This is a genomic window from Paraburkholderia lebeckiae, from assembly GCF_014201005.1.
Lineage (GTDB): Bacteria > Pseudomonadota > Gammaproteobacteria > Burkholderiales > Burkholderiaceae > Paraburkholderia > Paraburkholderia tuberum.
On sequence record NZ_JACHDK010000001.1, the window covers coordinates 259,944 to 286,500 of the forward strand.

25 protein-coding genes, 1 tRNA gene and 1 pseudogene are annotated in these 26,557 nt (G+C 63.4%); 14 read left to right on the top strand and 13 right to left on the bottom strand.

All coding sequences use genetic code 11. The features are described from left to right. The first annotated feature begins 19 nt into the window (after positions 1-19). The 6 genes from ispE (at position 20) to hisC (ending at position 4,715) form a co-directional block, all read left to right on the top strand. Positions 20-901 carry a 4-(cytidine 5'-diphospho)-2-C-methyl-D-erythritol kinase gene (gene ispE, locus HDG39_RS01125; protein ID WP_184002546.1) on the top strand — a complete coding sequence of 294 codons (882 nt, stop codon included), beginning with the start codon at positions 20-22 and terminating at the stop codon, positions 899-901. A gap of 52 nt (positions 902-953) precedes the next feature. After that, positions 954-1,030 (top strand) — tRNA-Gln (locus tag HDG39_RS01130). Between the two features lie 62 nt (positions 1,031-1,092). Further along, on the top strand, positions 1,093-2,049 hold the full coding sequence (locus HDG39_RS01135) for a ribose-phosphate pyrophosphokinase (protein ID WP_008921698.1): 957 nt from the start codon (positions 1,093-1,095) through the stop codon (positions 2,047-2,049). Between the two features lie 163 nt (positions 2,050-2,212). Beyond that, positions 2,213-2,830, top strand: a complete 618-nt coding sequence (locus HDG39_RS01140) for a 50S ribosomal protein L25/general stress protein Ctc (RefSeq protein WP_184002548.1) — start codon at positions 2,213-2,215, stop codon at positions 2,828-2,830. 149 nt (positions 2,831-2,979) lie between these two features. Then, a complete protein-coding gene (gene pth, locus HDG39_RS01145; RefSeq protein WP_018419342.1) occupies positions 2,980-3,585 on the top strand; it encodes an aminoacyl-tRNA hydrolase in 606 nt (201 codons plus the stop codon). Between the two features lie 50 nt (positions 3,586-3,635). Continuing rightward, a complete protein-coding gene (hisC, locus tag HDG39_RS01150; RefSeq protein WP_184002550.1) occupies positions 3,636-4,715 on the top strand; it encodes a histidinol-phosphate transaminase in 1,080 nt (359 codons plus the stop codon). A gap of 76 nt (positions 4,716-4,791) precedes the next feature. Here hisC and HDG39_RS01155 read toward each other — a convergent pair whose 3' ends face one another. The 3 genes from HDG39_RS01155 to HDG39_RS35565 form a co-directional block, all read right to left on the bottom strand. After that, positions 4,792-5,049, bottom strand: coding sequence for a YfhL family 4Fe-4S dicluster ferredoxin (locus HDG39_RS01155; RefSeq protein WP_184002552.1), 258 nt, complete (start codon positions 5,047-5,049; stop codon positions 4,792-4,794). Between the two features lie 33 nt (positions 5,050-5,082). Further along, a complete protein-coding gene (locus HDG39_RS01160; protein ID WP_260327475.1) occupies positions 5,083-5,781 on the bottom strand; it encodes a hypothetical protein in 699 nt (232 codons plus the stop codon). A gap of 1,208 nt (positions 5,782-6,989) precedes the next feature. Beyond that, positions 6,990-7,115 carry a hypothetical protein gene (locus HDG39_RS35565; protein WP_311664661.1) on the bottom strand — a complete coding sequence of 42 codons (126 nt, stop codon included), beginning with the start codon at positions 7,113-7,115 and terminating at the stop codon, positions 6,990-6,992. Positions 7,116-7,208: 93 nt separating this feature from the next. On the opposite strand from HDG39_RS35565, the gene HDG39_RS01165 reads away from it, so the two are divergent. Continuing rightward, entirely contained in the window at positions 7,209-7,556 is a 348-nt protein-coding gene (locus tag HDG39_RS01165) for a transcriptional regulator (protein ID WP_026225587.1), read from the top strand. Positions 7,557-8,253: 697 nt separating this feature from the next. Here the strand turns inward: HDG39_RS01165 and coaD are convergent. Next, complete coding sequence (gene coaD, locus HDG39_RS01170; RefSeq protein ID WP_018419336.1) at positions 8,254-8,763, bottom strand: pantetheine-phosphate adenylyltransferase; 510 nt, start codon at positions 8,761-8,763, stop codon at positions 8,254-8,256. A gap of 100 nt (positions 8,764-8,863) precedes the next feature. After that, positions 8,864-9,478, bottom strand: coding sequence for a 16S rRNA (guanine(966)-N(2))-methyltransferase RsmD (rsmD, locus tag HDG39_RS01175; RefSeq protein WP_184003206.1), 615 nt, complete (start codon positions 9,476-9,478; stop codon positions 8,864-8,866). A 250-nt stretch (positions 9,479-9,728) separates the two neighbouring features. Between rsmD and ftsY the strand changes: the two genes are divergently transcribed. Beyond that, positions 9,729-10,880 (top strand): signal recognition particle-docking protein FtsY, encoded by a 1,152-nt coding sequence (gene ftsY, locus HDG39_RS01180; RefSeq protein WP_184002554.1) that lies wholly within the window; start codon positions 9,729-9,731, stop codon positions 10,878-10,880. 112 nt (positions 10,881-10,992) lie between these two features. On the opposite strand, the gene maiA is transcribed toward ftsY, so the two are convergent. Both maiA and HDG39_RS01190 read right to left on the bottom strand, forming a co-directional pair. After that, positions 10,993-11,637, bottom strand: a complete 645-nt coding sequence (maiA, locus tag HDG39_RS01185; protein WP_184002556.1) for a maleylacetoacetate isomerase — start codon at positions 11,635-11,637, stop codon at positions 10,993-10,995. Positions 11,638-11,671: 34 nt separating this feature from the next. After that, positions 11,672-12,370 (bottom strand): fumarylacetoacetate hydrolase family protein, encoded by a 699-nt coding sequence (locus HDG39_RS01190; protein ID WP_184002558.1) that lies wholly within the window; start codon positions 12,368-12,370, stop codon positions 11,672-11,674. Positions 12,371-12,592: 222 nt separating this feature from the next. Between HDG39_RS01190 and ybiB the strand changes: the two genes are divergently transcribed. Together ybiB and HDG39_RS01200 are read left to right on the top strand one after the other, a co-directional pair. Then, positions 12,593-13,564 (top strand): DNA-binding protein YbiB, encoded by a 972-nt coding sequence (ybiB, locus tag HDG39_RS01195; protein ID WP_184002566.1) that lies wholly within the window; start codon positions 12,593-12,595, stop codon positions 13,562-13,564. A 29-nt stretch (positions 13,565-13,593) separates the two neighbouring features. Further along, positions 13,594-13,817, top strand: a pseudogene (locus HDG39_RS01200) (hydroxymethylglutaryl-CoA lyase-like TIM-barrel protein); the annotation flags it as partial. A gap of 196 nt (positions 13,818-14,013) precedes the next feature. On the opposite strand, the gene HDG39_RS01205 reads toward HDG39_RS01200, so the two are convergent. Together HDG39_RS01205 and HDG39_RS01210 are read right to left on the bottom strand one after the other, a co-directional pair. Continuing rightward, positions 14,014-14,397, bottom strand: a complete 384-nt coding sequence (locus HDG39_RS01205; protein ID WP_008921685.1) for a nuclear transport factor 2 family protein — start codon at positions 14,395-14,397, stop codon at positions 14,014-14,016. A 41-nt stretch (positions 14,398-14,438) separates the two neighbouring features. Beyond that, the gene (locus HDG39_RS01210; RefSeq protein ID WP_184002568.1) at positions 14,439-15,011 is read right to left on the bottom strand and encodes an acyloxyacyl hydrolase; all 573 of its coding nucleotides are present in this window, start codon (positions 15,009-15,011) and stop codon (positions 14,439-14,441) included. A 353-nt stretch (positions 15,012-15,364) separates the two neighbouring features. On the opposite strand from HDG39_RS01210, the gene rpoH reads away from it, so the two are divergent. The 4 genes from rpoH to cydB all read left to right on the top strand — a co-directional run bounded on the left by rpoH (position 15,365) and on the right by cydB (position 19,722). Further along, a complete protein-coding gene (gene rpoH, locus HDG39_RS01215; protein WP_184002570.1) occupies positions 15,365-16,300 on the top strand; it encodes an RNA polymerase sigma factor RpoH in 936 nt (311 codons plus the stop codon). 408 nt (positions 16,301-16,708) lie between these two features. Further along, the gene (gene cydP / locus HDG39_RS01220) at positions 16,709-16,969 is read left to right on the top strand and encodes a cytochrome oxidase putative small subunit CydP (RefSeq protein ID WP_018419327.1); all 261 of its coding nucleotides are present in this window, start codon (positions 16,709-16,711) and stop codon (positions 16,967-16,969) included. After that, on the top strand, positions 16,959-18,551 hold the full coding sequence (locus tag HDG39_RS01225; protein ID WP_184002572.1) for a cytochrome ubiquinol oxidase subunit I: 1,593 nt from the start codon (positions 16,959-16,961) through the stop codon (positions 18,549-18,551). Before cydP ends, HDG39_RS01225 begins: the two co-directional genes overlap by 11 nt. Before the next feature lie 34 nt (positions 18,552-18,585). Next, on the top strand, positions 18,586-19,722 hold the full coding sequence (gene cydB / locus HDG39_RS01230) for a cytochrome d ubiquinol oxidase subunit II (RefSeq protein ID WP_184002574.1): 1,137 nt from the start codon (positions 18,586-18,588) through the stop codon (positions 19,720-19,722). 146 nt (positions 19,723-19,868) lie between these two features. Here cydB and nagE read toward each other — a convergent pair whose 3' ends face one another. The 4 genes from nagE to nagA all read right to left on the bottom strand — a co-directional run bounded on the left by nagE (position 19,869) and on the right by nagA (position 26,513). Further along, positions 19,869-21,671: an N-acetylglucosamine-specific PTS transporter subunit IIBC gene (gene nagE, locus HDG39_RS01235; RefSeq protein WP_184002576.1), complete on the bottom strand. Its 1,803-nt coding sequence runs from the start codon at positions 21,669-21,671 to the stop codon at positions 19,869-19,871. Positions 21,672-21,803: 132 nt separating this feature from the next. After that, a complete protein-coding gene (gene ptsP, locus HDG39_RS01240; RefSeq protein ID WP_184003208.1) occupies positions 21,804-24,398 on the bottom strand; it encodes a phosphoenolpyruvate--protein phosphotransferase in 2,595 nt (864 codons plus the stop codon). 11 nt (positions 24,399-24,409) lie between these two features. Then, on the bottom strand, positions 24,410-25,426 hold the full coding sequence (locus HDG39_RS01245) for an SIS domain-containing protein (RefSeq protein ID WP_184002578.1): 1,017 nt from the start codon (positions 25,424-25,426) through the stop codon (positions 24,410-24,412). After that, entirely contained in the window at positions 25,410-26,513 is a 1,104-nt protein-coding gene (gene nagA / locus HDG39_RS01250) for an N-acetylglucosamine-6-phosphate deacetylase (protein ID WP_018419321.1), read from the bottom strand. The genes HDG39_RS01245 and nagA overlap by 17 nt, the downstream gene beginning before the upstream one ends. Positions 26,514-26,557: the final 44 nt, after the last annotated feature.

The following is a 26,557-nucleotide window of genomic DNA, read 5'->3' on the forward strand; positions in this document are numbered from 1 at the left end:
GCGCATGTAGCCTTCACTCATGATCGAAACAACCAATTCGCTGCGCGACTGTCTCGCGCCAGCGAAACTCAATCTCTTCCTGCACATCACCGGCCGTCGGCCGGATGGTTATCACACGCTGCAGACGGTCTTCCAGTTGCTTGACTGGGGCGACACGCTGGACTTCACGCGACGCGACGACGGTCTCATCACGCGCCGTACCGAAATCGCCGACGTGCCACCCGAGCATGATCTGACCGTACGCGCCGCGACGTTGCTGAAGGTACATACGGGCTCCCGCGAAGGCGTCGATATCGGAATCGACAAGCGCCTGCCAATGGGCGCGGGTCTCGGCGGCGGCAGTTCCGATGCGGCAACGACGCTGCTCGCGCTCAATCGTCTGTGGAAGCTCGATCTGCCACGTGAAGAGTTGCAGGATCTTGCGTTGAAGCTCGGCGCGGACGTGCCTTTCTTTGTATTTGGAAAAAATGCGTTTGCAGAGGGTGTCGGAGAATCATTAGACGTTGTACAATTGCCGCCGCGTCACTTCCTGGTAGTGACGCCGAGGGTGCAGGTTCCGACTGCAGCGATTTTTTCCGAAAAAGCGTTGACAAGAGATACAAAGCCCCTCAAAATTACGGACTTTCCTGCAAAACGCAGCTGCAACACTGAATGGCCAGAAAGCTTCGGCCGGAATGACATGCAGCAGGTTGTCGTAGGAAAGTACGCGGAAGTAGCGCAAGTGTTGCGGTGGTTTGAAAGCATCGCGCCAGCGCGGATGTCCGGATCGGGTGCCAGCGTTTTTGCAGCGTTCCGTAGCAAAGCTGAAGCAGAAGCGGCGCAAGCCAAACTGCCCGGCGAGTGGAACAGTGCAGTAGCAGCGGGCTTGGATCAGCATCCACTCTTTGCTTTCGCGTCATAAGTTTTGCATCGTCGAACGAAACTCCACGTTCGGCGGAGCTCAAAGTTAGTGTAGGGGAGTCGCCAAGCTGGTTAAGGCACCGGATTTTGATTCCGGCATGCAAAGGTTCGAATCCTTTCTCCCCTGCCAAAAAATCTCGCAGTTCGCTGTAGTTCGCATTTCTCCCGCCCCCAGCCTGAAGTAGGTGCACGATGAGCAGCCATGACGGCCTGATGGTTTTTACTGGCAACGCAAATCCCGCGCTTGCACAGGAAGTCGTCAAAAACCTCGGTATTCCCCTCGGCAAAGCAATGGTTAGCCGTTTCTCGGACGGTGAAATCCAAGTCGAGATTCAGGAAAACGTGCGCGGCAAGGATGTCTTCGTCCTGCAATCCACGTGCGCGCCGACTAACGACAATCTGATGGAATTGATGATCATGGTCGATGCGCTCAAGCGCGCATCCGCAGGCCGGATCACCGCAGCCATCCCCTACTTCGGTTATGCCCGTCAGGATCGTCGCCCGCGTTCGGCGCGCGTCGCCATCTCGGCTAAGGTCGTGGCGAACATGCTGGAAATCGCCGGCGTCGAGCGGATCATCACGATGGATCTGCACGCCGACCAGATTCAGGGCTTCTTCGACATCCCGGTCGACAACATCTACGCAACGCCCGTGCTACTCGGGGATTTGCGCAAGCAGAACTACGACAACCTGATGGTAGTTTCGCCGGACGTCGGCGGTGTGGTCCGCGCTCGTGCATTGGCGAAGCAACTCAATTGCGATCTCGCGATCATCGACAAGCGTCGCCCGAAGGCCAACGTCGCCGAAGTGATGAACATCATCGGTGAAGTCGAAGGCCGCACCTGCGTGATCATGGACGACATGGTCGACACGGCAGGCACGCTGTGCAAGGCCGCGCAGGTTCTGAAGGAACGCGGCGCGAAGCAGGTATTCGCGTACGCCACCCACCCGGTTCTGTCGGGCGGCGCGGGTGAGCGTATCGCCGCTTCCGCACTCGACGAACTCGTTGTCACGGACACGATTCCGCTCGGCGAAGAAGCCCGTTCGTGCGCGAAGATCCGTTCGCTGACGAGCGCCGGTTTGCTCGCCGAAACGTTCTCGCGCATCCGCCGCGGCGATTCGGTGATGTCGCTGTTCGCTGAAAGTTAAGCATTTGCGAAGACGCCGCGTACCGCTTCATGCGACACGCGGCGTTTTTGCACAATCGGCATGAACGAACGAAGGTTCTTGCCGCTATCCTGGGCCTCAGCCATTACGGCTTCGAGGCCCTGTTTTTACTGCCTGGTCGCGGGCAGTGCATTGGAGATTCAACATGAAAGTAGTCGCTTTCGAGCGTTCCCTGCAAGGTACGGGTGCGAGCCGCCGCCTGCGTAACTCGGGCAAGACCCCGGGTATCGTTTATGGCGCTGGTGCTGACACGCAACTGATCGAACTCGATCACAACGCCCTGTGGCACGCACTGAAGAAAGAAGTTTTCCACTCGTCGATCCTCGATCTGGAAGTGGCAGGCAAGTCGCAACAGGTTCTGCTGCGCGACGTGCAATACCACCCGTTCCGTCAGCTCGTGTTGCACGTGGACTTCCAGCGCGTCGACGCGTCGAAGAAGCTGCACACCAAGGTGCCGCTGCACTTCTTGAACCAGGAAACCAACCCGGCAGTGAAGCTGTCGAGCGCGGTGATCTCGCACGTCCTCAACGAAATTGAAATCGAGTGCCTGCCGTCGGCACTGCCGGAATTCATCGAAGTCGACCTCGCGAAGATCGAAGCCGGTCAATCGGTTCACGCGAAAGACATCCCGCTGCCGGCAGGCGTGGCACTTGTCGCCCACGTCGACGCGGAAAACCCGGTGGTCGCTGCTGCAACGATCCCGGCTGGCGCAATCGCTGAAGACGCAGCTGCTGCTGAAGGCGGCGAAACGCCGGCTGCTTAAGAGCCTCCCGGTTCGAAGCAAGCAATCCTCTCGATCCCGTTTCCTATGAAACGGTCGATGTGACCCGCCGAGGTTCGCCCTGGCGGGTTTTTTTTCGGCTTTTTTAGTCCGGTACGTTTCACGTCCGGACTTGGTGGACTCACGCAATCATGATCAAGCTGATCGTCGGGCTCGGCAATCCGGGCGCCGAATACACCGCGACGCGTCACAACGCCGGCTGCTGGCTGGTCGATCAACTCGCGCGCGAGGCTGGCACCGCGCTGCGCGACGAGCGGCGATTTCACGGCTTTTACGCGAAAGCGCGGTTGCATGGCGAGGAAGTGCATCTGCTCGAGCCGCAGACCTACATGAACCGCTCTGGTCAATCGGTCGTCGCGCTCGCGCAATTCTTCAAGATTCTTCCCGACGAGATTCTCGTCGCGCACGACGAGCTCGACATGCCACCCGGCAGCGTCAAGCTGAAGCTCGGCGGCGGCAGCGGCGGGCATAATGGGCTGAAGGACATCAGTGCGCATCTGTCGTCGCAGCAATACTGGCGGCTGCGGATCGGCATCGGCCATCCGCGCGATCTGATTCCCGAGAGCGCGCGCGCCGGCGCGAAGCCGGACGTCGCGAACTATGTGCTGAAGCCGCCGCGGCGAGAAGAGCAGGAGGTCATCGACGCGTCGATCGAACGCGCGCTCGCGGTGATGCCGCAGATCATCAAGGGCGAGCTCGAACGCGCAATGATGCAACTGCATCGCAACAACCGCTGACGCGCGCCGCATCCATCGACACCCGCAATCGACCCCGCAAGGAGAATCGCTTGAGCCGCTACTGGAGCGACATTGTTCACCGTCTGACGCCGTACGTGCCGGGAGAGCAGCCAGCGCTCGAGCATCCGGTGAAGCTGAATACCAACGAGAATCCGTATCCGCCGTCGCCGCGCGTGCTAGACGCGATCCGCCGCGAGCTCGGCGACACGGCCGAGGCACTGCGCCGCTATCCCGACCCTAGCGCACGCAAGCTGCGCGAAACGGTCGCCGCGTATCACGGCATTCGCGCCGAGCAGGTGTTCGCGGGCAACGGCTCGGACGAGGTACTCGCGCTAACGTTCCAGGCCTTGCTCAAGCACGACAAGCCGCTGCTGTTTCCCGACATCACTTACAGCTTCTATCCGACCTACGCGAAGCTGTTCGAGGTCGACTACCGGACCATCCCCCTCGACGACAGCTTCGCGATCAACGTCGACGACTACACGGTGCCCAACAGCGGCATCCTGTTTCCGAATCCGAACGCGCCGACCGGCCGGCCGCTGCCGCTCGCGGAAATCGAGCGCCTCGTTGCGAGCCATCCTGATTCGATCGTGGTGATTGACGAAGCGTATGTCGACTTCGGCGCCGAGTCGGCGATTGCGCTGATCGAGCGCTATCCGAATCTGCTCGTCGTGCAGACCGTGTCGAAGTCGCGTTCGCTCGCCGGCATGCGCGTCGGCTTTGCGTTCGGCGATCCTGCGTTGATCGATGCGCTCAATCGCGTAAAGGACAGCTTCAATTCGTACCCGCTCGACCGCCTCGCGCAAGTCGCGGCCACCGCCGCCTACGAAGACGACGCGTGGTTTCGCGAATGCTGCGCGAAGGTGATCGCGAGCCGCGAACGGCTTGCGGCGGAATTGACCGCGCTCGGCTTCGCGGTGGTGCCATCGGCCGCGAATCTGCTGTTTGCGCGGCATCAGGGGTACGACGCGGCGACGCTCGCGTCGCGACTGCGGCAAAAGGAAATTTTCGTGCGGCATTTCAACGCGCCGCGCATCGACCAACATTTGCGGATCTCGGTCGGCACCGACGCCGAATGCGACATACTGCTCGACGCTTTGCGCGGCATTTTCAGCGCTTACGTCGGATAACGGAAACGTCGCCCCCAAAAAAAACGGCGAAGGCCCGCAGGCCTTCGCCGTTTTTTTTGCGCGTCACCCGCGAACGTCAGGTGCCCTTGGCGGCCTGCAACGCGTGATATTTCGCCATCAAACCTTCGGGTGTTTCCAGGTGGTTCGGGTCACGCGGAATGCACTCGACCGGACACACCTGAATGCATTGCGGCTCGTCGAAATGACCGACGCACTCGGTGCACTTCTTCGGGTCGATCACATAGATTTCCGAGCCCATCGAAATCGCGTCGTTCGGGCACTCGGGCTCGCAGACGTCGCAATTGATGCACTCGTCGGTAATCATCAGGGCCATTCTGCCACCCACTTTCCTAGACAAAACAACACATTATAGCTTTTTCGACCTCGCACGGCCGCGCAATCCCGCGCCAGGATCATGGACGGCTGCGCTTCTCGGCCAGTTAGCCTTCGTCGCAAACTGGTTGGCGTATGCGCTGTTCAACGCCAACTGGATGCTGAACATGCCATTCGACACGGGGGAATTGCCGGGCTGTTTCGGCAACAAGGCCAGCAGTGCCTTCATCACATACAGAATGATTAGCGCGCCGGCGAGATCTCCCACAAACATCGTGAACAAGCTTTCGAACCAGTTCTTCGTCGTACCGGCCAGCGCGAACCACAGGTGGTGAAACAGCGTATTTGCTCCCGAATAGGCGACAGCCAGAACAAGCAGCCGCTTCGGCGTCAGGTTCGTCAGCGATGCGCGCAGATCGAAATACTCGAGCGCAAACCGGTAGACCAGATATGGTGCCAGTGACCCAAGCAAAGCGCCTGCTATTGCACGCACCGGGTCATGCGGAAACCAGTACAGAAGGTCTGTAATCAGTCCGGCAAGCAGCAGGCCGATTGCACCATCAAACCCAACCAGCAACGTGCTGAGAAGCCGAACACCAGACGGCAGGAAAATCCAGTTGACGCCTCGCACGAAAGACGTGTGCGCAAACACCTCCTGATTGATCCACAGCGACGCCAGGAACGCGATCAGGGTCCCAGCGATCGACCAAAAATGCAAACGTAAGCTAGACATTGCGGCGAGCCATCCTCGGTTGCTTTTGCCGAATGCATCATAGCGTGCCCGTATGGCGTTCCGCGAGCACAAGCAGCAGGCTTTCGGTCACAGATATCGTGACGCTCACGGAAAAAATTTCGCGAGGCGCTCAAGTTCTGCGCGACGCGACCGAAAACCCATGTATAGCTTTATGCCCGGCCCGACAAGCGTGCAGAGCATGCATCCATATTGATATGCTTTTTATAGCGATGAACCTGAGAGAACAGGCTGGAACGGAACGCGCTATCCAGACGAACCGGTCGCTATCGGCACGCCGACCAGTAGGCCGTCCGCCTGCTGCATGGCTCGCGTGCTATCCCGTCTTTCAAGATGCGTTGCTCGGCTGCGAAACAAGATTGGGGGCGCTTCCTGACTTCGTCAGGCGCGCTGCTTTGGAAAGACTGGGTGGCTCCAATGTCTGCTGGCGTCACACGAATCGTCGGACGCCCTTGAAACCCTGGCGGCAGGAATGCCGCGGATGCTGGTTCCGCCTGTCGCTCGCCCTCCGTGTCTGCTGAGTTCTGGCAACGGAATGTTTCTCGGGGGCTGGGCGCGGTTTGTTGCGTACTGGTGTCGGAAAGACCCAACGATTCCGCTACTCGCGGTAGATTGGCCGATCCTCTACGGGCACGTAGCGGCCTACAGCCTTCGCCACTTGATCGATGATCATAGTGTTGCAACGACCGGTTGAATCCGCCTTCGGAAAGCAGCCAATCATCCTCCAGCGACGGCTCGAGCTGATCACCCGCACGAACCTTGCCAACGCGAGACTTTATCGTTATAGTTTTTGTAACGGCCAAACCTGAGAGAAATGGTTCGCGTGGAACGCGCTGTCCGGACCGACCGGTTTTCTGGCTCGCGCCGACCGGTCGGTTACGGTTGATCGGTTGCATAACGGCAAAAGCCCATGCTCAACCTGCTTTTTCCTTTTATACCCGTGCAAAGGAGTACGAGGCCGTACGCTGAGCGCGCAGGACGAATCGCCGCCACGCATCAAGAAGAAGCTTTGGCGATACACCGCATACGGCGCCACCGTAGCGATGATTCCGGCGGCGATTGACAGCATAGGGTCGTACGGGAAGAAATAGAAGAGGTCGACGAGCAAGCTCGCTAATAGCAAGCCAATTGCGCCATCGCCCCCCCTGAAGCAAGGTGCTCAATAGTCTGACTCCTGACGGCAGGTAGATTCAGTCCACGCCCCGGACGAACTCGATGTGCGTGAAGACTTCGTGATTGATCCAGAGCGACAGCGCGAACGCGAACGCGATGCCCGTGCCCGCGACCGGGAGCAAATGCGAACGTAAGCTGGACATGGAGATAAAATAGGCAAGCCCGGTTGTCGCTGGGCAGCATCAAGGTTCGCTTTTCGCGCTCGGGTGAGCGGCGTTTTCGTTGGAGCGATGGTCATGGCCCGCCCTGCTGATATCTATCTTCGATTTCTTCAATTGACCGAAGCACTGCGAGGTCTTCCCTCACTTCCCGCGCTCGATCCGCTCGAAGAAAAGATCCTGGAGTTCGTCGCTCGCATGAGGCAAAAAAACGAACGCCTGTCGGTTCGAGACATGATGGCCCAAAGTGCGCTGGGGTCGCCGGCTACCTTGCATGCCCGTATCACGTCAATGCGCGAAAAGGGCTGGCTCCTGCTCAACGACACCGAAGACGCTCGCCGCAAACAGGTCGAGCTGACGCCCGCGGCCCTCCGGCACTTCGACAAACTTGCAGAGGCGTTCACGAAAGCCGCAAAGGGAAGCTGACATTGTTCTGCTTCGGTTAAGCCGGCACTATCCGGTTAGGAAAAACTCCTCATTCCTATTGCAATGCCCGTCTGGTTGCTCCGCCACGGCAATTCCACGTATGCGGCACCTGTCACCCTGTTGAAATCCGTCGTACCGTACTGGTGCGCTTCGTCAGTTCATACTCGGCGAATTGGACAAAGGTATATCGATTGCCCACGCCCGTATCGATCAACCCCGTTTCGTTTTGCGAATGCCGCCAGCCGGCATAGAGCTTCACCCGGCACAACTCGTACATGGCATTGACGTTGAAAATCTTTTGGTGGTTATTCGCGTCGTCGCGAAGCTGCTGGACGCCGGCCGCAACACTGAACGGACACCGGATCGAGTTTTCGGCCGCGAGCTCTGCTTCGAGCGCCCACGGCAGTCGTGACTTTTTCCGGATAGGGTTCCGTAGGAACCTGACAAGCCGGCGTGACTATTGATGATCGCCCCGTTTGCGATGAAGAGACGATTCTTGTTCTTCGCATCATCATTGACATCACAGCTTGCGCGAACCATCGAATACACCGATGCCCGTGTGTAACGACAGAATCGACGTTCGCCGCCAATACAGCTCGCCAACATTACTTGGAACAGCCGACTGATGCACCTGGCGCCGATCACCGATGCCTGGCCGGTCTTGATCCGTCAAAACCGGCATTCGCGCGACTCAGGTTCACGTCCCCTGAGCGCCGTCCTGCGAATCCAGCGAAGCGACCTTCTCCTTCAGCCATTTTTCGACGGACGGGAACACGAACTTGCTGACGTCGCCGCCCAATTGCGCGATCTCGCGCACGATCGTGCCCGAGATGAACTGATACTGATCGGACGGCGTCATGAACATCGTCTCGACATCGGGCAGCAGATAACGGTTCATGCCCGCCATCTGGAACTCGTACTCGAAGTCCGACACCGCGCGCAGCCCCCTAACGATCACCCGCGCGTTGTTGGTCCGCACGAAGTCCTTCAGCAGCCCCTTGAAGCTCATCACCTGGACGTTCGGATAGTGGCCGAGTACCTCGTGCGCAATCGCGAGGCGTTCCTGGAGAGTGAAAAACGGCTTCTTGGCACGGCTGTCGGCCACACCCACCACCAGCGTGTCGAAAATGCTCGACGCGCGCCGAACGAGGTCTTCGTGACCGCGCGTCAGCGGGTCGAACGTGCCCGGGTACACGGCGACTACCATGAGACTTCTCCTCTCTTCAGACAAAAGGGCACGTCCGGGCGACACATTTCGCACCGGCGCGGATGACGATAAACCGCCCGGCCCTTTTTTGGAACGCGCATTATTCCTTATTTTCGCGCTGCAGCAAATGAAAGTGCACAGCGCCCGCTTTGCCCTGCCGCACGAGTTTCCAGCCTGACAGCAGCTCGTGAGCGGCCGGTTCGAGCGCTTCGCCGGCCTCGACATAAAGATAGCCGTCGGCGCGCACGAGCGGCACGGCCACCGCGAGCGCCTTGCCGAGCAGGTCGGCATCGAACGGCGGATCGAGGAACACGACGTCGAACGAGCCTGGCGCGAGACTCGCCGCAAGATGCAGGCCGTCCGCCTCGGCGATTTCGATCATGCGCGCATCGAGCCGCTGCTGGTTTGCGCGCAACTGGTTGGCAGCGCGCGCATGGCGCTCCGCCATCAGCACGCGAGCGGCGCCGCGCGACGCGGCCTCGAAGCCGAGCGCCCCACTACCAGCGAACAAATCGAGGCAGTGCTGGCCGTCCAGACGCTGGCCGAGCCAGTTGAACAGCGTTTCGCGGACGCGGTCGGGCGTCGGGCGCAAGCCGTCCAGATCGAGCACGGGCAGCGGCGTGCGTTTCCAGTCGCCGCCGATGATGCGAATGGCATGCGGTTTGCCACTTTTGGACGAAGCGCCAGCGGCGCGTGAAGATGCTAAACGAGGCATGCAGTATCGTGCAGTTTCAGCTAGGTGATGAACACGCCCGCGGCGTCGATGCGCGCGGGCCGGAGCGCTCACGTTACCACAGGGGTGGCGCGCGGCCAGCCTGGCCGAGCGGCCGATACGACGCGCCGCGGCACGCCTGATAAAATGTGCGGCTGCCAGCGCCCCGCCTTTTCGCATCCCGGTGCTGCCCACCGCTTCGCCGGTTCCGTGCCGGCTGCGCGCATCGGCGCGCTCTCCCATACGTCAGATCATGTTCAGCTTTTTCAAACGATTCAAGGGCTCGAAAGAGTCCGATACCGCCGCAGACGAATCGCTGGCGGCGCAAGACGGCGCGACACCCGAGGCCGAGGCCACACCCGTTGCGCCTGCCGAACCCATCGAGCCTAACGCGCCCCTCGTTCCGCCTGCGGCCACGACCATCATCGAGCCGCAGCCCGAGCCGTCAGACGCCGTGCTCAATACCGTTGAAATCGTCCCACCGCCCGTCCAGGACGCCGGCGCGAAGCGCTCCTGGCTCACGCGCCTGAAGAGCGGCCTCGCGAAAACCAGTTCGAACCTGACCGGCATTTTCGTCGGCACGAAGATCGACGAGGACTTGTACGAGGATCTCGAAACCGCGCTGCTGATGTCGGACGCCGGCGTCGAGGCGACCGAATTCCTGCTCGAAGCGCTGCGTGAGAAAGTGCGCAGCGAACGCCTGACGGACCCCCTGCAGGTCAAAACCGCCTTGCGCACACTGCTCGTCGAATTGCTCAAGCCGCTCGAAAAATCGCTGATGCTCGGCCGCGCGCAGCCGCTCGTGATGATGATCGCCGGCGTCAACGGCGCGGGCAAAACCACGAGTATCGGCAAGCTCGCGAAGCATCTGCAGAGCTTTGACCAATCGGTGCTGCTCGCCGCCGGCGACACGTTCCGCGCCGCCGCGCGCGAGCAACTCGCGGTGTGGGGCCAGCGCAACAACGTGACCGTGGTCGCGCAGGAAAGCGGCGACCCGGCCGCGGTGATCTTCGACGCGGTCGGCGCCGCGCGCGCGCGCAAGATCGACGTGATGATGGCAGACACGGCCGGCCGCCTGCCCACGCAACTGCATCTGATGGAAGAACTGCGCAAGGTGAAGCGCGTGATTGGCAAGGCGCAGGACGGCGCGCCGCACGAAGTGCTGCTCGTGATCGACGCGAACACCGGCCAGAACGCGCTCACACAGGTCAAGGCGTTCGACGACGCGCTCGGGCTCACCGGCCTGATCGTCACCAAGCTCGACGGCACCGCGAAGGGCGGCATCCTTGCGGCGATCGCGCGGCAGCGGCCGATTCCGGTGTATTTCATCGGCGTCGGCGAAAAGGTCGAGGACCTGCAGCCGTTCAGCGCGGAGGAGTTCTCGGACGCGCTACTGGGCGGCTGATCGCGTGATCGTTGCGGCGCTCGGCGCTCGCGGCGAACCAAAGGAAAAGGGCACTCCGCGGAGCGCCCTTTTTTCGTTTCAAGCTGCCGTCGACGTGTCAGCGATCCCGGGCTCACTCCGCGTCCGGCTGCACGCCCGGCGCCGCGCGCGCGAACGCATCGAGTTGCATCGCGTGATCGTAGATGCGCTGGATCGTCGGAAACTTTGCGGTGTCGACCTTGAAGCGCTGCGCGTTGAATACCTGCGGAATCAGGCACGCGTCGGCGAGTGTCGGTGCGTCGCCGAAACACAGTTTGCCGGTGCGCGCGTCGCCGGCAAGATGGGTCTCCAGCGTCGCGAAGCCCGCGTCGATCCAGTGCCGGTACCACGCGTCCTTCGCGTCGTCGTCGACTCGCAGCGTGTGCTTCAGATAGCGCAGCACGCGCAGATTGTTCAGCGGATGAATCTCGCACGCGACCTGCAGCGCCACTGAGCGCACATACGCGCGATCGAGCGGCGCCTTCGGCAGCAGCGGCGGCTCGGGATGCGTCTCCTCGAGATACTCGATGATCGCGAGCGACTGCGCCAGCAAATGACTGTCGACGGCGAGCGTCGGCACGATGCAGTCGGGGTTGATCTTGCGATACTCGGGCTTCAGCTGCTCGCCGCCTTCGCGCACGAGGTGCACGGGTACGTAGTCGTACGACAGGTTCTTCACGTTCATCGCGATGCGCACGCGATACGACGCCGAGCTACGGAAATAGCTGTAGAGCTTCATGTTGTCTGCCTCCTCCACCTGCACGCAAGCCGTCTCAGACGACGCGCACGCTGAACTCGCCGAGCCCGTCCACGCCGCCCTTCATCAGGTCACCCTTCGCGACGGCGCCGACGCCTTCCGGCGTGCCGGTGAAAATCAGGTCGCCAGGCCGCAGTTCGAACAGCGTCGACAGATACGCGATCGTCTCGGCCACCGACCAGATCAGCTGCGACACATCCGCGCGCTGCTTGTCCTCGCCATTCACCGACAGCCAGATCTCGCCCTTGCCGATGTGACCAACCGTCGAAGCCGGATGGATCGGGCCGAGCGGCGCCGAGTGATCGAAGCCCTTGGCGGTATCCCACGGACGACCCATCTTCTTCGCTTCGCCTTGCAGGTCGCGGCGCGTCATGTCGAGACCGAGCGCGTAACCGTAGACGTGGTCGAGCGCGCGGTCGACGGGGATGTCTCTGCCGCCCTCGCCGATCGCCGCGACCATTTCCATTTCGAAATGGACGTTCCCGGTCTGCGACGGATACGGGAATTCGCCGGTCGTGCCCGGCGCGACGTACACGATCGCATCGGCCGGCTTCGTGAAGAAGAACGGCGGCTCGCGGTCCGGGTCGTGGCCCATTTCCCGCGCGTGCGCCTCGTAGTTGCGCCCCACGCAGTAGATGCGGCGCACCGCGAACTGCTCGCTCGACCCCACGACCGGCACCGCGACCTGCGGTGCGGGTGCAAATACGTAACTCATCCCGTTCTCCGTTTTCCGATGTGCGCCGCCGAGGCGGCGAGAAACATCGAGTGTAACGCGCGGCACGGCGCGGGTGCGCGTCAGGCGGCCCGTCGCGCGCCACTGCGTGCCCGCTTCGTTGCTGTTCGCCCGCTCGCCATAGATGCGATACTCACACCGAACTGTTCCCCGAATGGCGTAGCGAACCGCCAGGCGCGGCACGCCACCCGCCTCTTGCGCACGATGACCAACTCCACCGATACCACTTCCCCCTTCCCCTGGGCCCGATTCATCAAGGAAATCGGCCGCGGCCCGAATGGCGCCCGCGCGCTGACCGCCGACGACACGCGCTCGCTCTACACCGCGATGCTCGACGGCCGCGTCGACGATCTCGAACTCGGCGCGGTGCTGCTCGCGTATCGCGTGAAAGGCGAAACCGCCGACGAACTCGCCGCGATGCTGGCCGCCGCGCATACATCGTTCGAGCCGGTGCGGCTGCCGCACGGCGCGTTTCGGCCGGTGTCGATTCCGTCGTACAACGGCGCGCGCAAGCAGCCGAACCTCGTGCCGCTGCTCGCGCTGCTGCTCGCCCGCGAAGGCGTGCCGGTGCTGGTGCACGGCGTCACCGAGGATCCGGGTCGGGTGACGAGCGCGGAAATCTTCACACATCTGCGCATCGCCCATGCGCAGTCGCACACGCAGATCGAAACTGCACTTGCGGAGCGCCGCGTCGCGTTCGCCTCGATCGAGGTACTGGCGCCCAAGCTCGCGCGCCTGCTGGCGCTGCGCCGGCGCATGGGCGTGCGCAATTCGACGCATACGCTCGTGAAGCTGCTGCAGCCATTCGCGCCCGCGGGATTGCGGCTCGTGAACTACACGCATCCGCCATATCGCGACAGTCTCGCTCAGCTGTTCGTCACGCATCCCGATGCGGCCGTCGGCGGTGCGCTGCTCGCGCGCGGCACCGAAGGCGAGGCGGTCGCCGATACGCGCCGCCAGGTGCAGGTCGACTGGCTGCATGACGGCATCTGCGAGACGCGGCTGCCGCACTCGCGCTCGTCGCCCGATGCGCCCGAAGTCGAGCTGCCCGAAGCGCGCGACGCGGCGACCACGGCCGCCTGGATCGACGCCGTGCTGCGCGGCGAAGCGCCGGTGCCTGGCGCGATCGAGCGGCAGGTCGAGCTGATCGTCGATATCGCGAAGACGGCGGCCTGACGGCCGCGGGTTGACAGGCCAACGCACGCGCCGCGCAGTTCGCGCTGCTGGCGGGCGTGGATCGCATCGAAGGCTGTCTGTTCGGCAATGGCGAGCGCACCGGCAACGTCGATCTCGTCACAGTCGCGATGAATCTCGACGCGATAGGTATCGATAGCGGTCTGGATTTCTCGGATCTCGCGAGATCAGGCGCGTGGCGGAACGGTGCACACGGCTTCCGGTGGCGGCGCGGCATCCGAATGCGGCAGAAGTGGCGATGCGCGGCCCGTGCGAGGCGCGCGACACGGATGCCGATGTAGACGAGCACGGCGCAAACAGCCGCGACAAAGCTGGCGAATGCGCGACCGTGTGAATCGCGTTGGGCCTCGAGTCTGCGGCAGCGGAGTGCACACCCGCATTCCGCTGCCGCCGGAGACGCGCTCACGAGGCTCGCCCGCGCGATGAAAATCTCACTCGAGCGCGCAACGCGTCGCCTGCCACGCGATCAGTCGCCACTGCCCGTCTTCGTGCGTGTGAATCGCGGTATAGGCAATCGGAAACAGGAGCGCGCCGTTGTTCGCCTCCATCTCGATCAGCGCGCGGCCCGTGACGACGTAGGTCTCACGCCCGGCCGGCAAGACATCCTGCGACTGCACCTCGATTTGCCGATAACGACGGCGCCCCGCGGTGATCCCGTCGATGAACTGCCGTTTCGTCTCGCGCTTGCCATTCGTATGGACGTAGCTCACGTTGTCCGCGAGCAGCGTGTCGAGCGACTGCCCATCGCCATCGACCATCGCGCGAAAACGCTCTCGCTCGAGCCCGCGAATCGCTTCGATCATCTTTGCCGCCATTGCAGAGCCCCTCGAACACCGCGAGCCGCAGGCGGCCACGGTCAGAAGTGATATTGCAAATATAGCTGGCTGAAATTTATACCAGGATTCGGCTCTTTGATACCGCCATTGGAGACATGCTGGAAGCGGTAGCCGGCGACATACTGCTCACGAGCGCCGAACTGCAGCCCGACGCCCGCCATCTCGGCGAACTGGAACGCGATGCCCAACGTGAAGTCGGAAGAAATACGCGGGCTGGTCAGCAGCCGGACGCCGGCACCCACCTCGATGAATGGCCGCACCGAACCCGACGACCTGATGAAGCGGATCACCGGCGTCACGCCGATCTCGCCGATGTTGTCGTGAACGTTTCCTTCATTGGTGTGCCACCAAGCGACGTGCGCCTCGCCGATCAGCGCGAAATGCCAGTCGCCGATCTGCCACCAGGTCAGGTTTGGATCCCAGACCGCGCCGAGATCGAGCGCCCTGACGTGATGATCGCCGACGCCGGCGGCCACCTGCACGCCGAACTGCCCAGCTTGGGACGCGCCCGCCGCGCCCAATAGCAGAACGAGCAGAACGGCAAACGTGCCTTTTAGAGTAAGCCCACGCACCACAAGATTTTCCTTGTTCATCCGCCCCCATGCTGCCGAGTGTTAAGCGAGGGCTCCCTTTATTTCAAGGACAAATTCTTGAGCAAGTATCTCCCAGATAATGTCAACGATAAGCAACTATTCTCTTTTAATCTTGGCAATATCAGTCAATAATTAGTCAGCAATGGCTAACTACGGTACTTTGTACAGGTCCAACGCACAAGGCAAATAGAGCGTATGATGGCTATCAAAGGTTGAAACTCAATAGGTTTTTCTGGAACTCGGATGCCCCTGCGACCTCTAAGTATTAGCACTCGGCAGATCTGAGTGCTAACATCCATCGCTGGAGTCGTTTACTGAGTACGCTATTGTCTGATTCCAAAGGAGCTTCACACGTGAGCCATGCAATGACCCTTCCGAGTACTTTGAGCCCGTCGTCGGCTAAGGCCGCTCCGGCAGGTGCACTGGCGCTCTCGCATTCCTCGCTGCTGTCCGGTCAACTGGGCAACATCGACGCCTACATCCAGGCGGTCAACCGGATTCCGATGCTGACGCCGGCGGAAGAACGCCAGTTCGCCACCGAATTGCGCGAACACGACAATCTGGAGGCCGCGCGCCGCCTGGTGCTGTCGCACCTGCGACTCGTCGTGTCCATCGCGCGTAACTACCTCGGTTACGGGTTGCCGCACGCCGACCTGATCCAGGAAGGCAACATCGGCCTGATGAAAGCGGTCAAGCGCTTCGATCCAGAGCAAAACGTGCGCCTCGTGTCGTACGCGATGCACTGGATCAAGGCCGAGATCCACGAGTACATCCTGCGCAACTGGCGCATGGTGAAGGTCGCCACCACCAAGGCGCAGCGCAAGCTGTTCTTCAACCTGCGCAGCCACAAGCAGGGGCTTGGCGCGTTCACGCCGGACGAGATCGACGGTCTCGCGAAGGAGCTGAACGTGAAGCGCGAAGAGGTCGCGGAGATGGAAACGCGTCTGTCGGGCGGCGATATCGCGCTCGAAGGTCAGGTCGAAGACGGTGAAGAGTCGTACGCGCCGATCGCCTATCTGGCCGACTCGCATAGCGAACCGACAGCCGTGCTGGCTTCGCGTCAGCGCGACCGGCTGCAAAGCGACGGCATCGCAAGCGCGCTCGACGCGCTCGATCCGCGCAGCCGCCGCATCATCGAAGCGCGCTGGCTGAAGGTGGCCGACGACGGCTCGGGTGGCTCCACGTTGCACGAGCTGGCCGACGAGTTCGGTGTGTCGGCCGAACGTATCCGCCAGATCGAAGCCAGCGCGATGAAGAAGATGCGCGGCGCGCTGACCGAATACGCGTAAAGCGTCGAAGCCATGGGCGCGTCAATTGTGTCCCGCCCATGACATCGGTAAAAACGACACGCGTTAATCGGTCGCGCCATTTAGCGACCATCGCGCTCAAGCCCCGCCCTCGCAAGACGGCGGGGCTTTTTCATTCTTTTCGCCCTTTCTTGCGTCCCCGCGGCCGCCCTTCGCGTCGGCCTACCCGCAAGCCGGCCTGTCGAGGCCGGTAAGCCTTTCTTGACGTATCGCAAGTCCGGTAGCAATACTGCACAGACGCGGCAAGTTTCGCGACGTGTTGCCGCATGGCTAAACCTGAGCGCGCGAGGTTCACTTCCTGCAATCGGCATGCATTCGCCAGACTGCCTGACGGCCAGGGCGGTCTGGATCCAGCCGGACTCATCGGCGTGAAGTCGTCTTCGACCGATCATGACCATAGCCCTCAATCGCAGCAGCACTGTCCGGTCGCGCTTGCGCGGCCGATTCACCAGGTGGGTGCGCGGTCCAACGCTGGCGCGCGATATCGCCATCATCCTCGCCATCAAGTTCGTCCTACTGATGGCGCTCAAGTACACATTCTTCAATCATCCACAGGCGCAGCACATGATGCTGCCGCCTGAACAGGTCGCGCAGGCGCTGCTGTCGGTGCCCGCCCCGCATCCGTCTCGAGGTGATCAACATGCCCGTTAGCGAAGTCGTAGAACTGTCGCGATTCCAGTTCGCCATCACGGCGCTTTATCACTTTCTGTTCGTGCCGCTCACGCTCGGTCTCGCCTGGTTGCTCGTCATCATGGAATCGGTCTACGTGATGACCGGCAAGCAGATCTACAAGGACATGACGCAGTTCTGGGGCAAGCTGTTCGGCATCAACTTTGCAATGGGCGTCGCGACCGGCCTCACGCTCGAGTTTCAGTTCGGCACCAACTGGGCTTATTACTCGCATTACGTCGGCGACATTTTCGGCGTGCCGCTCGCCGTCGAAGGGCTGATGGCGTTCTTCCTCGAATCGACGTTCGTCGGTCTGTTCTTTTTCGGCTGGAACAGATTGTCAAAAATCCAGCATCTGATCGTCACGTTCTGTGTCGCGCTCGGTTCGAACCTGTCGGCGCTGTGGATTCTGATTGCCAACGGCTGGATGAACAATCCGGTCGGCGCGAAGTTCAACTATCAGACGATGCGCATGGAGCTCGACAGCATCGGCTCGGTGATCTTCAACCCGGTTGCACAGGTCAAGTTCGTGCACACGGTATCAGCTGGATATGTGACCGCGGCGATGTTCGTACTCGGCGTGTCGTCGTGGTATCTGTTGAAGCGCCGCGACACCGAGTTCGCGCTGCGCTCGTTCGCGATCGCGGCCGGCTTCGGCCTCGCGTCGGCGCTGTGCGTGATCGTGCTGGGCGACGAATCCGGCTATCGCACCGGTGAAGTCCAGCAGATCAAGCTCGCCGCGATCGAATCCGAATGGGAGACCGCGCCCGCGCCGGCACCGTTCACGATATTTGGCATCCCCAATCAGAAAGAGCAACGCACCGACTATGCGATCCGTGTGCCGTACGCGCTCGGCATTATCGCGACCCGCTCGCTCGACGAACCCGTGGTCGGCCTGCGCGACCTGATCGCCCAAAACGAAGGTCGCATCAAGGACGGCATGCTCGCCTATTCGGCGTTGCAGCGGTTAAAGGGCGGCGACTCCAGCGACGAGGCGCATGCGGAGTTCGACAAGTACAAGGACGATCTCGGCTACGCCCTGCTGCTCAAGCGGTTCACGCCGAACGTCATCGACGCGACGCCAGACCAGATCGCCGCGGCGGCAAGAAGCACGGTCCCGCCGGTGTTGCCACTGTTCTTCTCGTTCCGCACGATGGTCGGCCTTGGCCTGCTGTTCCTCGCCACCTTCGTGCTCGCCTTCTGGTTCTGCGCGCAGCGCACGTTGCTGCTCGAAAAGCGCCGCTGGTTTCTGCGCTGGGCGGTCATCGCGATTCCGCTGCCGTGGCTCGCCGCCGAGCTCGGCTGGATCGTCGCGGAAATGGGCCGCCAGCCGTGGAGCATCGCGGGCATTCTGCCGACCAACCTGGCCGCGTCGACGCTGACGCCGCGCGATCTGTATCTGAGCATCGGCGGCTTCGTGCTGTTCTACACGGGGCTGTTCGTCATCGAGATCATGCTGATGTTCAAGTACGCGCGGCTCGGCCCTTCGTCGCTGCATACGGGCCGCTATCACCACGAGAACGGACAACCGGTGACGCAGCCACTGTCGAACACGGCCGCATGACGCACCGCTGCACCGCCCCGAAGGAGAAACCCATATGGACTACGCAGCTCTCAGACTGATCTGGTGGGTATTGATAGGCGTACTGCTGATCGCCTTCGCGCTCACCGACGGCTTCGACATGGGCGCGGCGATCCTGCTGCCGTTCATCGCCAGCACTGACTCCGAGCGACGCATCGTCGTGAACACGGTCGGCGCGACGTGGGAAGGCAACCAGGTCTGGTTCGTGACCGCGGCCGCCGCGATGTTCGCCGCGTGGCCGCTCGCCTACGCGGCATCCTTCTCAGGCTTCTACTTCGCGATGCTGCTCGTGCTGTTCGCTCTGTTCTTCCGCCCGGTCGGCTTCGACTATCGCGGCAAGCGCGAGGATCCGCGCTGGCGCAACGCGTGGGACTGGGGCCTCTTCATCGGCGGCTTCGTGCCGGCGCTGGTGTTCGGTGTCGCGTTCGGCAATCTGCTGCAAGGCGTGCCGTTTTCGTTCGATACCGATCTGCGCGTCACCTATCACGGCAGCTTCTTCGGCCTGCTCAATCCGTTCGCGCTGCTGACGGGACTCGTCAGCGTGGCGATGCTGGCCGCGCACGGCGCCGCGTTCGTCAAGTGGAAGACCGATGGCGTGGTTCACGAGCGCGCATCGAAGGCGCTGCGGCTCGCGGCGCTGTGCACGGTGGTGCTGTTTCTCGTCGCGGGCGCGCTCGTCGCGACGATGATCGGCGGCTATCAGATCGTCGATGCGCCGCCGCTCGACGCCGTCTCCAATCCGTTGCTGAAGACCGTGATCGGCGCGCCGGGTTTGTGGCTGACCAACTACGCGCTTTACCCGTGGATGGCGATTGCGCCGCTCGCGGGTCTCGTCGGCGGGGTGCTCGCGGTGCTGCTCGCGCGTTCGCGCTTCGAGGCGACCGCGTTTCTGTCGACGTCGCTGATGATCGTCGGCTTGATCTTGACCGCGGGCTTCTCGATGTTCCCGTTCATCATGCCTTCGTCGCTCGACGGCCGCAGCAGCCTGACCATGTGGGATTCCACATCGAGCCGCATGACGCTCGAGATCATGCTGTTCGCCGTCATCGTGTTCCTGCCGATCATCCTGCTCTATACGGGCTGGGTGTATCGCGTGATGCGCGGCAAGGTGACCGCCGCGGCGATCAAGGAAAACCACCATTCGATGTATTGACCGGCGCGACGCTTCAACAGCAAACTCGCCAGGCGCCACACTCTGGTCGTAAACGCGAAAGCGGCACCTTGGGACCAGGTGCCGCTTTTTGATTGGCGTGCTGCGATCGCCGTGCAACTCAACAGCGCTCGACAATCATCAACCGATCACGCCGGCACCGGCGCCGCGCCCGCGCCGCCGCCTTGCGACGACAGGCGCTCGGCCAGCTTTTGCGCATAGCGCTGCGCGGCCTCGCCGACGACGATATGGAACGTGTCGGTCGACACCCACGCGGTATCGAGCGTCGCGAGCCGCTGACGATCGACCGCCGACGGATCGCGCACGACTACCCGCAGACGCGTCGCCGCGACCGCATCGAGCGACACCACGTTGCCCTCGCCGCCGAGCACGGCGAGCCAGCGCAGCGGATCGGGATCGAGCGGACCGCCTTGCGCGTCATCGGCGTGCCCAGCGTTTCGCGCGACCGGCGCGGCAGCGGTAGCCGCCGGCGCCGACACAGCAGCACCCGCCACCTTCACCGCGTCGCCCTGACGCTGCGCGATCGCCGTACGCATCTCATCGGCGATGATGTCCGCCTCCGGTCCGATGATCACCTGCACGTTGTTCGCGCCGCGCTTGAGCACACCGCGAGCACCAATCGACTTCAGTTCGCTTTCGGAGACCTTGTCCGCATCGACGACAGACAGACGCAGACGCGTCGTGCACGCATCCACGACCGACAGATTCGCCGCGCCACCGAGCGCCGCGATATAGCGCTGCGCACGCGGCACGGCCGCAGCAGCCGCCGGCGCGACGAAACCGCCCGCCGCGAACGACTCGACCTGCTCGTCGGCAGGGGCGGGCTCACGGCCCGGCGTCGCCATGTTGAACTTACGGATGAAGAAGCGGAACAGACCGTAGTACACGACCGAGTACACGATGCCGAGCGGAATCGCCCACCAGCCCTTCGTCGACAGACCGAAGTTCAGCACGTAGTCGATGAAGCCCGCCGAGAACGTGAAGCCGAGGTGAATCCCGAGCGCCGAGCAGATCGCGAGCGACAGACCTGTCAGCAGCGCGTGGATTGCATACAGCACCGGCGCGAGGAACATGAAGCTGAACTCGATCGGCTCGGTGACACCGGTCAGGAACGACGTGAGCGCCATCGAGAACAGCAGGCCGAACACCATTGCGCGACGCTCTTTCGGCGCCTCGTGATACATCGCGAGACATGCGGCCGGCAGGCCGAACATCATCACCGGGAAGAAGCCGGTCATGAAGGTGCCCGCGGTCGGATCGCCAGCGAAGAAGCGGTGCAGGTCGCCCGTGACGGGCGCACCGCCCGCCGGCGTGAAGGTGCCGAACACGAACCACGTCAGCGAATTGAGGATGTGATGCAAGCCCGTGACGAGCAGCAGCCGGTTCAGCACGCCGAACACGAAGGCGCCGAGCGCGCCGGCCGTCGTGAGCCAGTGGCCGGCCACGTCGATCGCGTTCTGCACCGGCTCCCACACATGCCCGAATACGATGCCTAGCACCACGCAGACCACCCCTGTCACGATCGGCACGAAGCGTTTGCCGCCGAAGAACGCCAGGTAGTCGGGCAGCTTGATGTCCTTGTAGCGGTTGTAAAGCAGCCCAGCGACGATGCCCGCGATGATCCCTGACAGCACGCCCATGTTGAGCTTGTCGTTGATGTCCTTCATCACCGCGATCTGCACCAGATAGCCGATCGCACCAGCCAGACCCGCGACGCCGTTGTTGTCTTTCGCGAAGCCGACCGCCACGCCGATCGCGAACAGGAGCGGCAGGTTGTCGAAGATCGCGCCGCCCGCATCGGCGATCATCTTGATGTTGAACACGTCGGGCTGGCCGAGCCGCAGCAACAGGCCGGCCACCGGTAGCACCGCGATCGGCAGCATCAGCGCGCGTCCCAGGCGCTGAATCTTCAGAAACGGATTTCCGTCCATCGGTATCTCCAATTTTGTCTCGTAGGGGTACGTCTTGGTTGAGTGGTGCAGCTATACGGAGAATCGCGCCGCGCGTGAAGGCAGACGTGCTGCCGGGCGCACGGCGTGCGGGTTCTCAAATTCGCTAGTGTTTCAATCGAGGGGCCACGTGGCGCGGCTTGCGGCTCTGACCGCCTGCGCCGAGTCGAGCGCTTGCGCTTCGCGGGCGCGCTGGCGACACAGCTGATAGTCGAGCGTGCGCACGCGTGCCTTGATGCCTGGCACGGAGACCGGATCGACCGACAGCTCGGTCACACCGAGGCCCACCAGCAGCGGCATCGCGAGCGGGTCGCCGGCGAGCGCGCCGCACACGCCGACCCATTTGCCGTGCTTCGCGGCACCTTCGACGGTCGCCGCGATCAGGCGCAGCACCGCCGGATGCAGGCCGTCCGCCTGCGCCGCGAGATCGGGCTGGCAGCGGTCCATCGCGAGCGTGTATTGGGTCAGGTCGTTGGTGCCGATCGACAGGAAATCGGCGTGCTGCGCGAGCTGATCGGCGAGCAATGCAGCCGACGGCACTTCGATCATCACGCCAACTTCGACCGGCTCCGATCTACCCGCTTCGCGTGCAAGCTCGTCGATGCGCTTGCGGATGCGGATCAGTTCACCCGCATCGGTGACCATCGGCAGCAGGATGCGTACGGCGCCGACCGGACGCACCGCGAGCAGGCCACGCAGCTGGTCGTCGAGCAGATCGGGGCGCACCTGCGCGAGGCGCACGCCGCGCAGGCCGAGCGCGGGATTCGGCTCGGGCGGCAGCGTCAGATAATCGACTTCCTTGTCCGCGCCGACGTCGAGCGTGCGGATGATCGCGGTGCGGCCGCGCAACGCATCGACGATCGCCTGATAGCTGTGGCGATGCTCGTCCGCGCTCGGCGCGGCCGGGCGGTGGATGAACAGCAGCTCGGTGCGCAGCAGGCCGACCGCGTCCGCGCCGTTGTCGACCGCGGCGTTCGCGTCGTCGAGTGTGGCGATGTTGGCGGCCACTTCGACCGCGCGGCCGTCGGAGGTCGCCGCTGCCTGCTGCGACGTGCGGCGATTCGCTTCGCGCACGTCCGCGAGGCGGCTGCGTTCGCGTCGCGCGCGTTCGACGTCGAGTTCGGTCGGCGCGAATTCGAGCCGGCCGGTGCTCGCGTTCACCACCACCTGAGTGCCCTCGGGTATCGCATACAACGCGTCGCCGAGCGCGACCAGCGTCGGAATGCCCGCCTGACGCGCGAGAATCGCCGCGTGCGAGGTCGCGCCGCCACGCGCCATCACAATCGCGGTCACGCGCGTGCGATCGAGCGACGACAGATCCGACGGCGTGAATTCGTCGGCTGCGAGCACCGCCTCGTCCGGCAGCGTGCGAGCCGCGCTGCTCGTGTAGCCGAGCGCGCGCTGCACGCGCTTTTCGATGTCGCGCAGATCGGCGGCCCGCTCGGCGAGCAGTGTGTCCTCCACATTACTCAGAATGCCTGCTTGCGCGCGGATCGCTTTGCGCCACGCAAAACCGGCGCTCTTGCCGAGGCTGATCAGCTTGCGCGCGGCGTCGAGCAGTGTCGGATCTTCGAGCAGCACGCGATGCACCGCAAAAATCCCCGCCTCGCCGACCGAGCCGCGTTGCGACGCATCGCGCACGATCGTGTCGAGATCGGCGTCGACGGTCGCGATCGCCTTGTCGAGCAGACGGCTTTCCGCCGCCGACGTGCCGCTCGCCTGCTCCGGCGGCTCGATATCCGCGTCGTCCCAGCGCACCAGCTTGCCGAGCGCGATGCCCGGCGCCGCGCACACGCCCGCGAGCGTGTTCGGCGCGAGCGGCTCGCCCGCGGCGGGCGCCGCAACGACTGCCGCCGGTGCGGCCGCTTTCTGTTCGCGCTTCTGTTCGACCTCGCCGTGCGCTTCGCGCGTCAGTTCGTCAGCGATTGCATCGACCGCCGCCTGCGCGTGCGGACCGACGCCGAGCAGCTCGACGCTTGCGCCTTCGCCGGCACCGAGTCCCAGCAGACCCACCACGCTTTCGATCGGCGCCTTGCGCCCGTCGTAGCGCACCTCGACCCGTGCGTCGAAGCCGCGCGCCGCTTCGCGCGCCCGCGCCGCGGGCCGCGCATGCAGGCCGCCCGCGTGCGTCAGCGTGATCTGCCGGCGCGCTTCGTCCATCACGTGCGCGGCGCTCGCCTCGCGCACCGCGTCGTGGCTGACGCCCTCGCGCGCGCGCAGCACCAGCAGCGTCGTTTCGCCGGCCTTGACATGCCCGTTCGGCGCCCGCTCGATGATCTCGAACGCATCCGAATTCGCAATCGCGATCACCGAGACGAGGCTCGGCGCATTCAGCGCGATCTGATCCTGATCGAACTCGATCAGCACGTCACCGGCGCGCACCTGCGCGCCCTGCTCGACCATCGGCACAAAACCCTTGCCGTTCAGCCCGACTGTGTCGATACCGATATGCAGCAGAATCTGCGCGCCCTCGGCGCTCTCGAGCGTTACCGCGTGGCCGGTGCGCGCGAGATGCGTGACGACGCCGTCGCATGGCGCGACGAGCCGACCCTCGAGCGGATCGACGCCGATGCCGTCGCCGAACTTGCCGCCCGAAAACACCGGGTCCGGCACCTTCGCGAGCGGCACGACCGGGCCGGTCAGCGGTGCAAGCAAAACAATGTGATTCTCGGAGTGGCTCATCAAGTTGGACTTCTCGACACGTCGCATCGTCATTCTCATCAGTGAGTTTCGGTGACTTTGTTGAGATGGCGAGGCGCGTCGGGATTGCGCCCGCGCGCGGCGGCAAGATCCGCGGCCATCACGTAAAAGGACAGGATGGCGGCGATCGGATCGAGCGCTGCGTGTGCGGTGGCGACGAGCGGCAGCGAGGCTTGCGCGACGTCATCGGGCGCCGCGAGCAGCACGCGCGCGCCGCGCGCGCGCATGTCGTGCGCGAGCTGCAGCAGACCCGCCTGCTCCGGGCCGCGCGGCGCGAACACGAGCAGCGGATAGTCGCGGTCGATCAGCTCCATCGGACCATGACGCACTTCCGCGCTCGAAAACGCTTCGGCCTGGATGCCGGAAGTTTCCTTCAGCTTCAGCGCGGCTTCCTGCGCGATTGCGAGGCCAAGACCGCGGCCAATCACGATCATCCGTTCGATACCGCGCAACTCGTTCACGGCCATCGACCAGTCGAGCCGGCCCGCGCGTTCCAGCGCGTCGGGCAGCGTATTCAGTCCATCGAGCAACTCGGCGTCGTTCTGCCAATGCGCAACCAGCTGCGCGGAGATCGACAGCATGGCGATATAGCTCTTGGTCGCCGCGACGCTCAGTTCGGGACCGGCTACGAGCGGCAGATGCCATTCGCACGCGTCGGCCAGCGGCGAGCCCGGTGCGTTCACGGCGGCGACCGTCAATGCGCCGGCCGCGCGCAACGCGTTCATCGTGCCGACGAGGTCGGGGCTCTTGCCCGATTGCGAAAACGCGAGCGCAAGCTGGTCGCGCACCTGCAGCGGCGCCTGCTGCAGCGTCGCGACCGACATCGGCAGCGACGCGACCGGCACGCCGAGGCGGCTCATCGTCAGGGATGCAAAGTAGCTGGCGGCATGGTCCGAGCTGCCGCGCGCGACGGTCAGCGCGACATGGCGCGGCTGTTGCGCGAGCTTCGCGGCGAGCGCCGCGACGCGCGAGGTGTCCTTGAGCTGCTCGGCTACTGTTGCGGCGGACGCGAGCGCTTCCTTAAGCATATTCGACAATGGCTTCTCCTTCGACGTAGGTCGCGCTCAGCGCCAGCTCGCGGTCGAATACGACCACGTCGGCCCACGCACCGCGCGCGATGCGGCCGCGGTCCTCGATGCCGAGATAGTCGGCGGCGTAGCGTGACAAACGGTGGGATACATCGGCGATCGGCAGGCCGATCGAGACGAGATTGCGCAGCGCCTGATCCATCGTTAGCGTGCTGCCCGCGAGCGTGCCGTCGGCCAGACGTACGCCGCCGAGGCACTTGGTTACGTGCTGGCTGCCGAGGCGGTATTCGCCGTCGGGCATGCCGGTGGCCGACGTGCTGTCCGTCACCACATAGAGGCGCGGAATCGCGCGCAGCGCGGTGCGGATCGCCCCCGGATGCACGTGCAGCAGGTCGGGAATGATTTCGGCGTATTCGGCGTGCGCAAGCGCAGCGCCGACGAGGCCAGGGTTGCGGTGATGCAGCGGCGACATCGCATTGAACAGATGCGTGAAGCCGCACGCGCCGTGCTTGAGCGCGGCGACCGCGTCGTCGTAGGTGCCGAGCGAATGGCCGAGCTGCACGCGTACGCCGCGCGCCGCCATCTCCGAGATGATCTCCATGTGGCCGGCGATCTCGGGCGCCAGCGTGACGACGCGGATCGGCGCGATCGACAGATACTTGAGCACCTCGTCCATCACCGCCGATACCGCCGCGTCCGGCTGCGCGCCGAGCTTGCCGGGGTTGATGTACGGCCCTTCCAGATGCACGCCGAGCACGCGGGCGCAGCCCGGCGTGCGCACCCGCGTGACGTTGCCGAGCCCGGCGACGACGTTCATCAGCTCGTCGCGCGGCGCGGTCATGGTCGTTGCTAGCAGGCTCGTTGTGCCGTAGCGCGCATGCGTGCGGGTGATCGTTTCGATCGCGTCGCCAGCTTCCATCACGTCGGCGCCGCCGCCGCCATGCACGTGCAGATCGATGAAGCCGGGCAGGATGTACGGTGCGTCGTTTGTCGACGGATCGACGCGCTCGCCGGACAGCGTCGTGATGCGGCCGTTTTCGTATTCGAGCGTGCCGTGGATCCACCCTTCGGTGGTGAGTATGTTTCCGGTCAGCATGAGTCTCTCTGGTGCGTGATACGTATGCGGCAAATGGCGTCCGC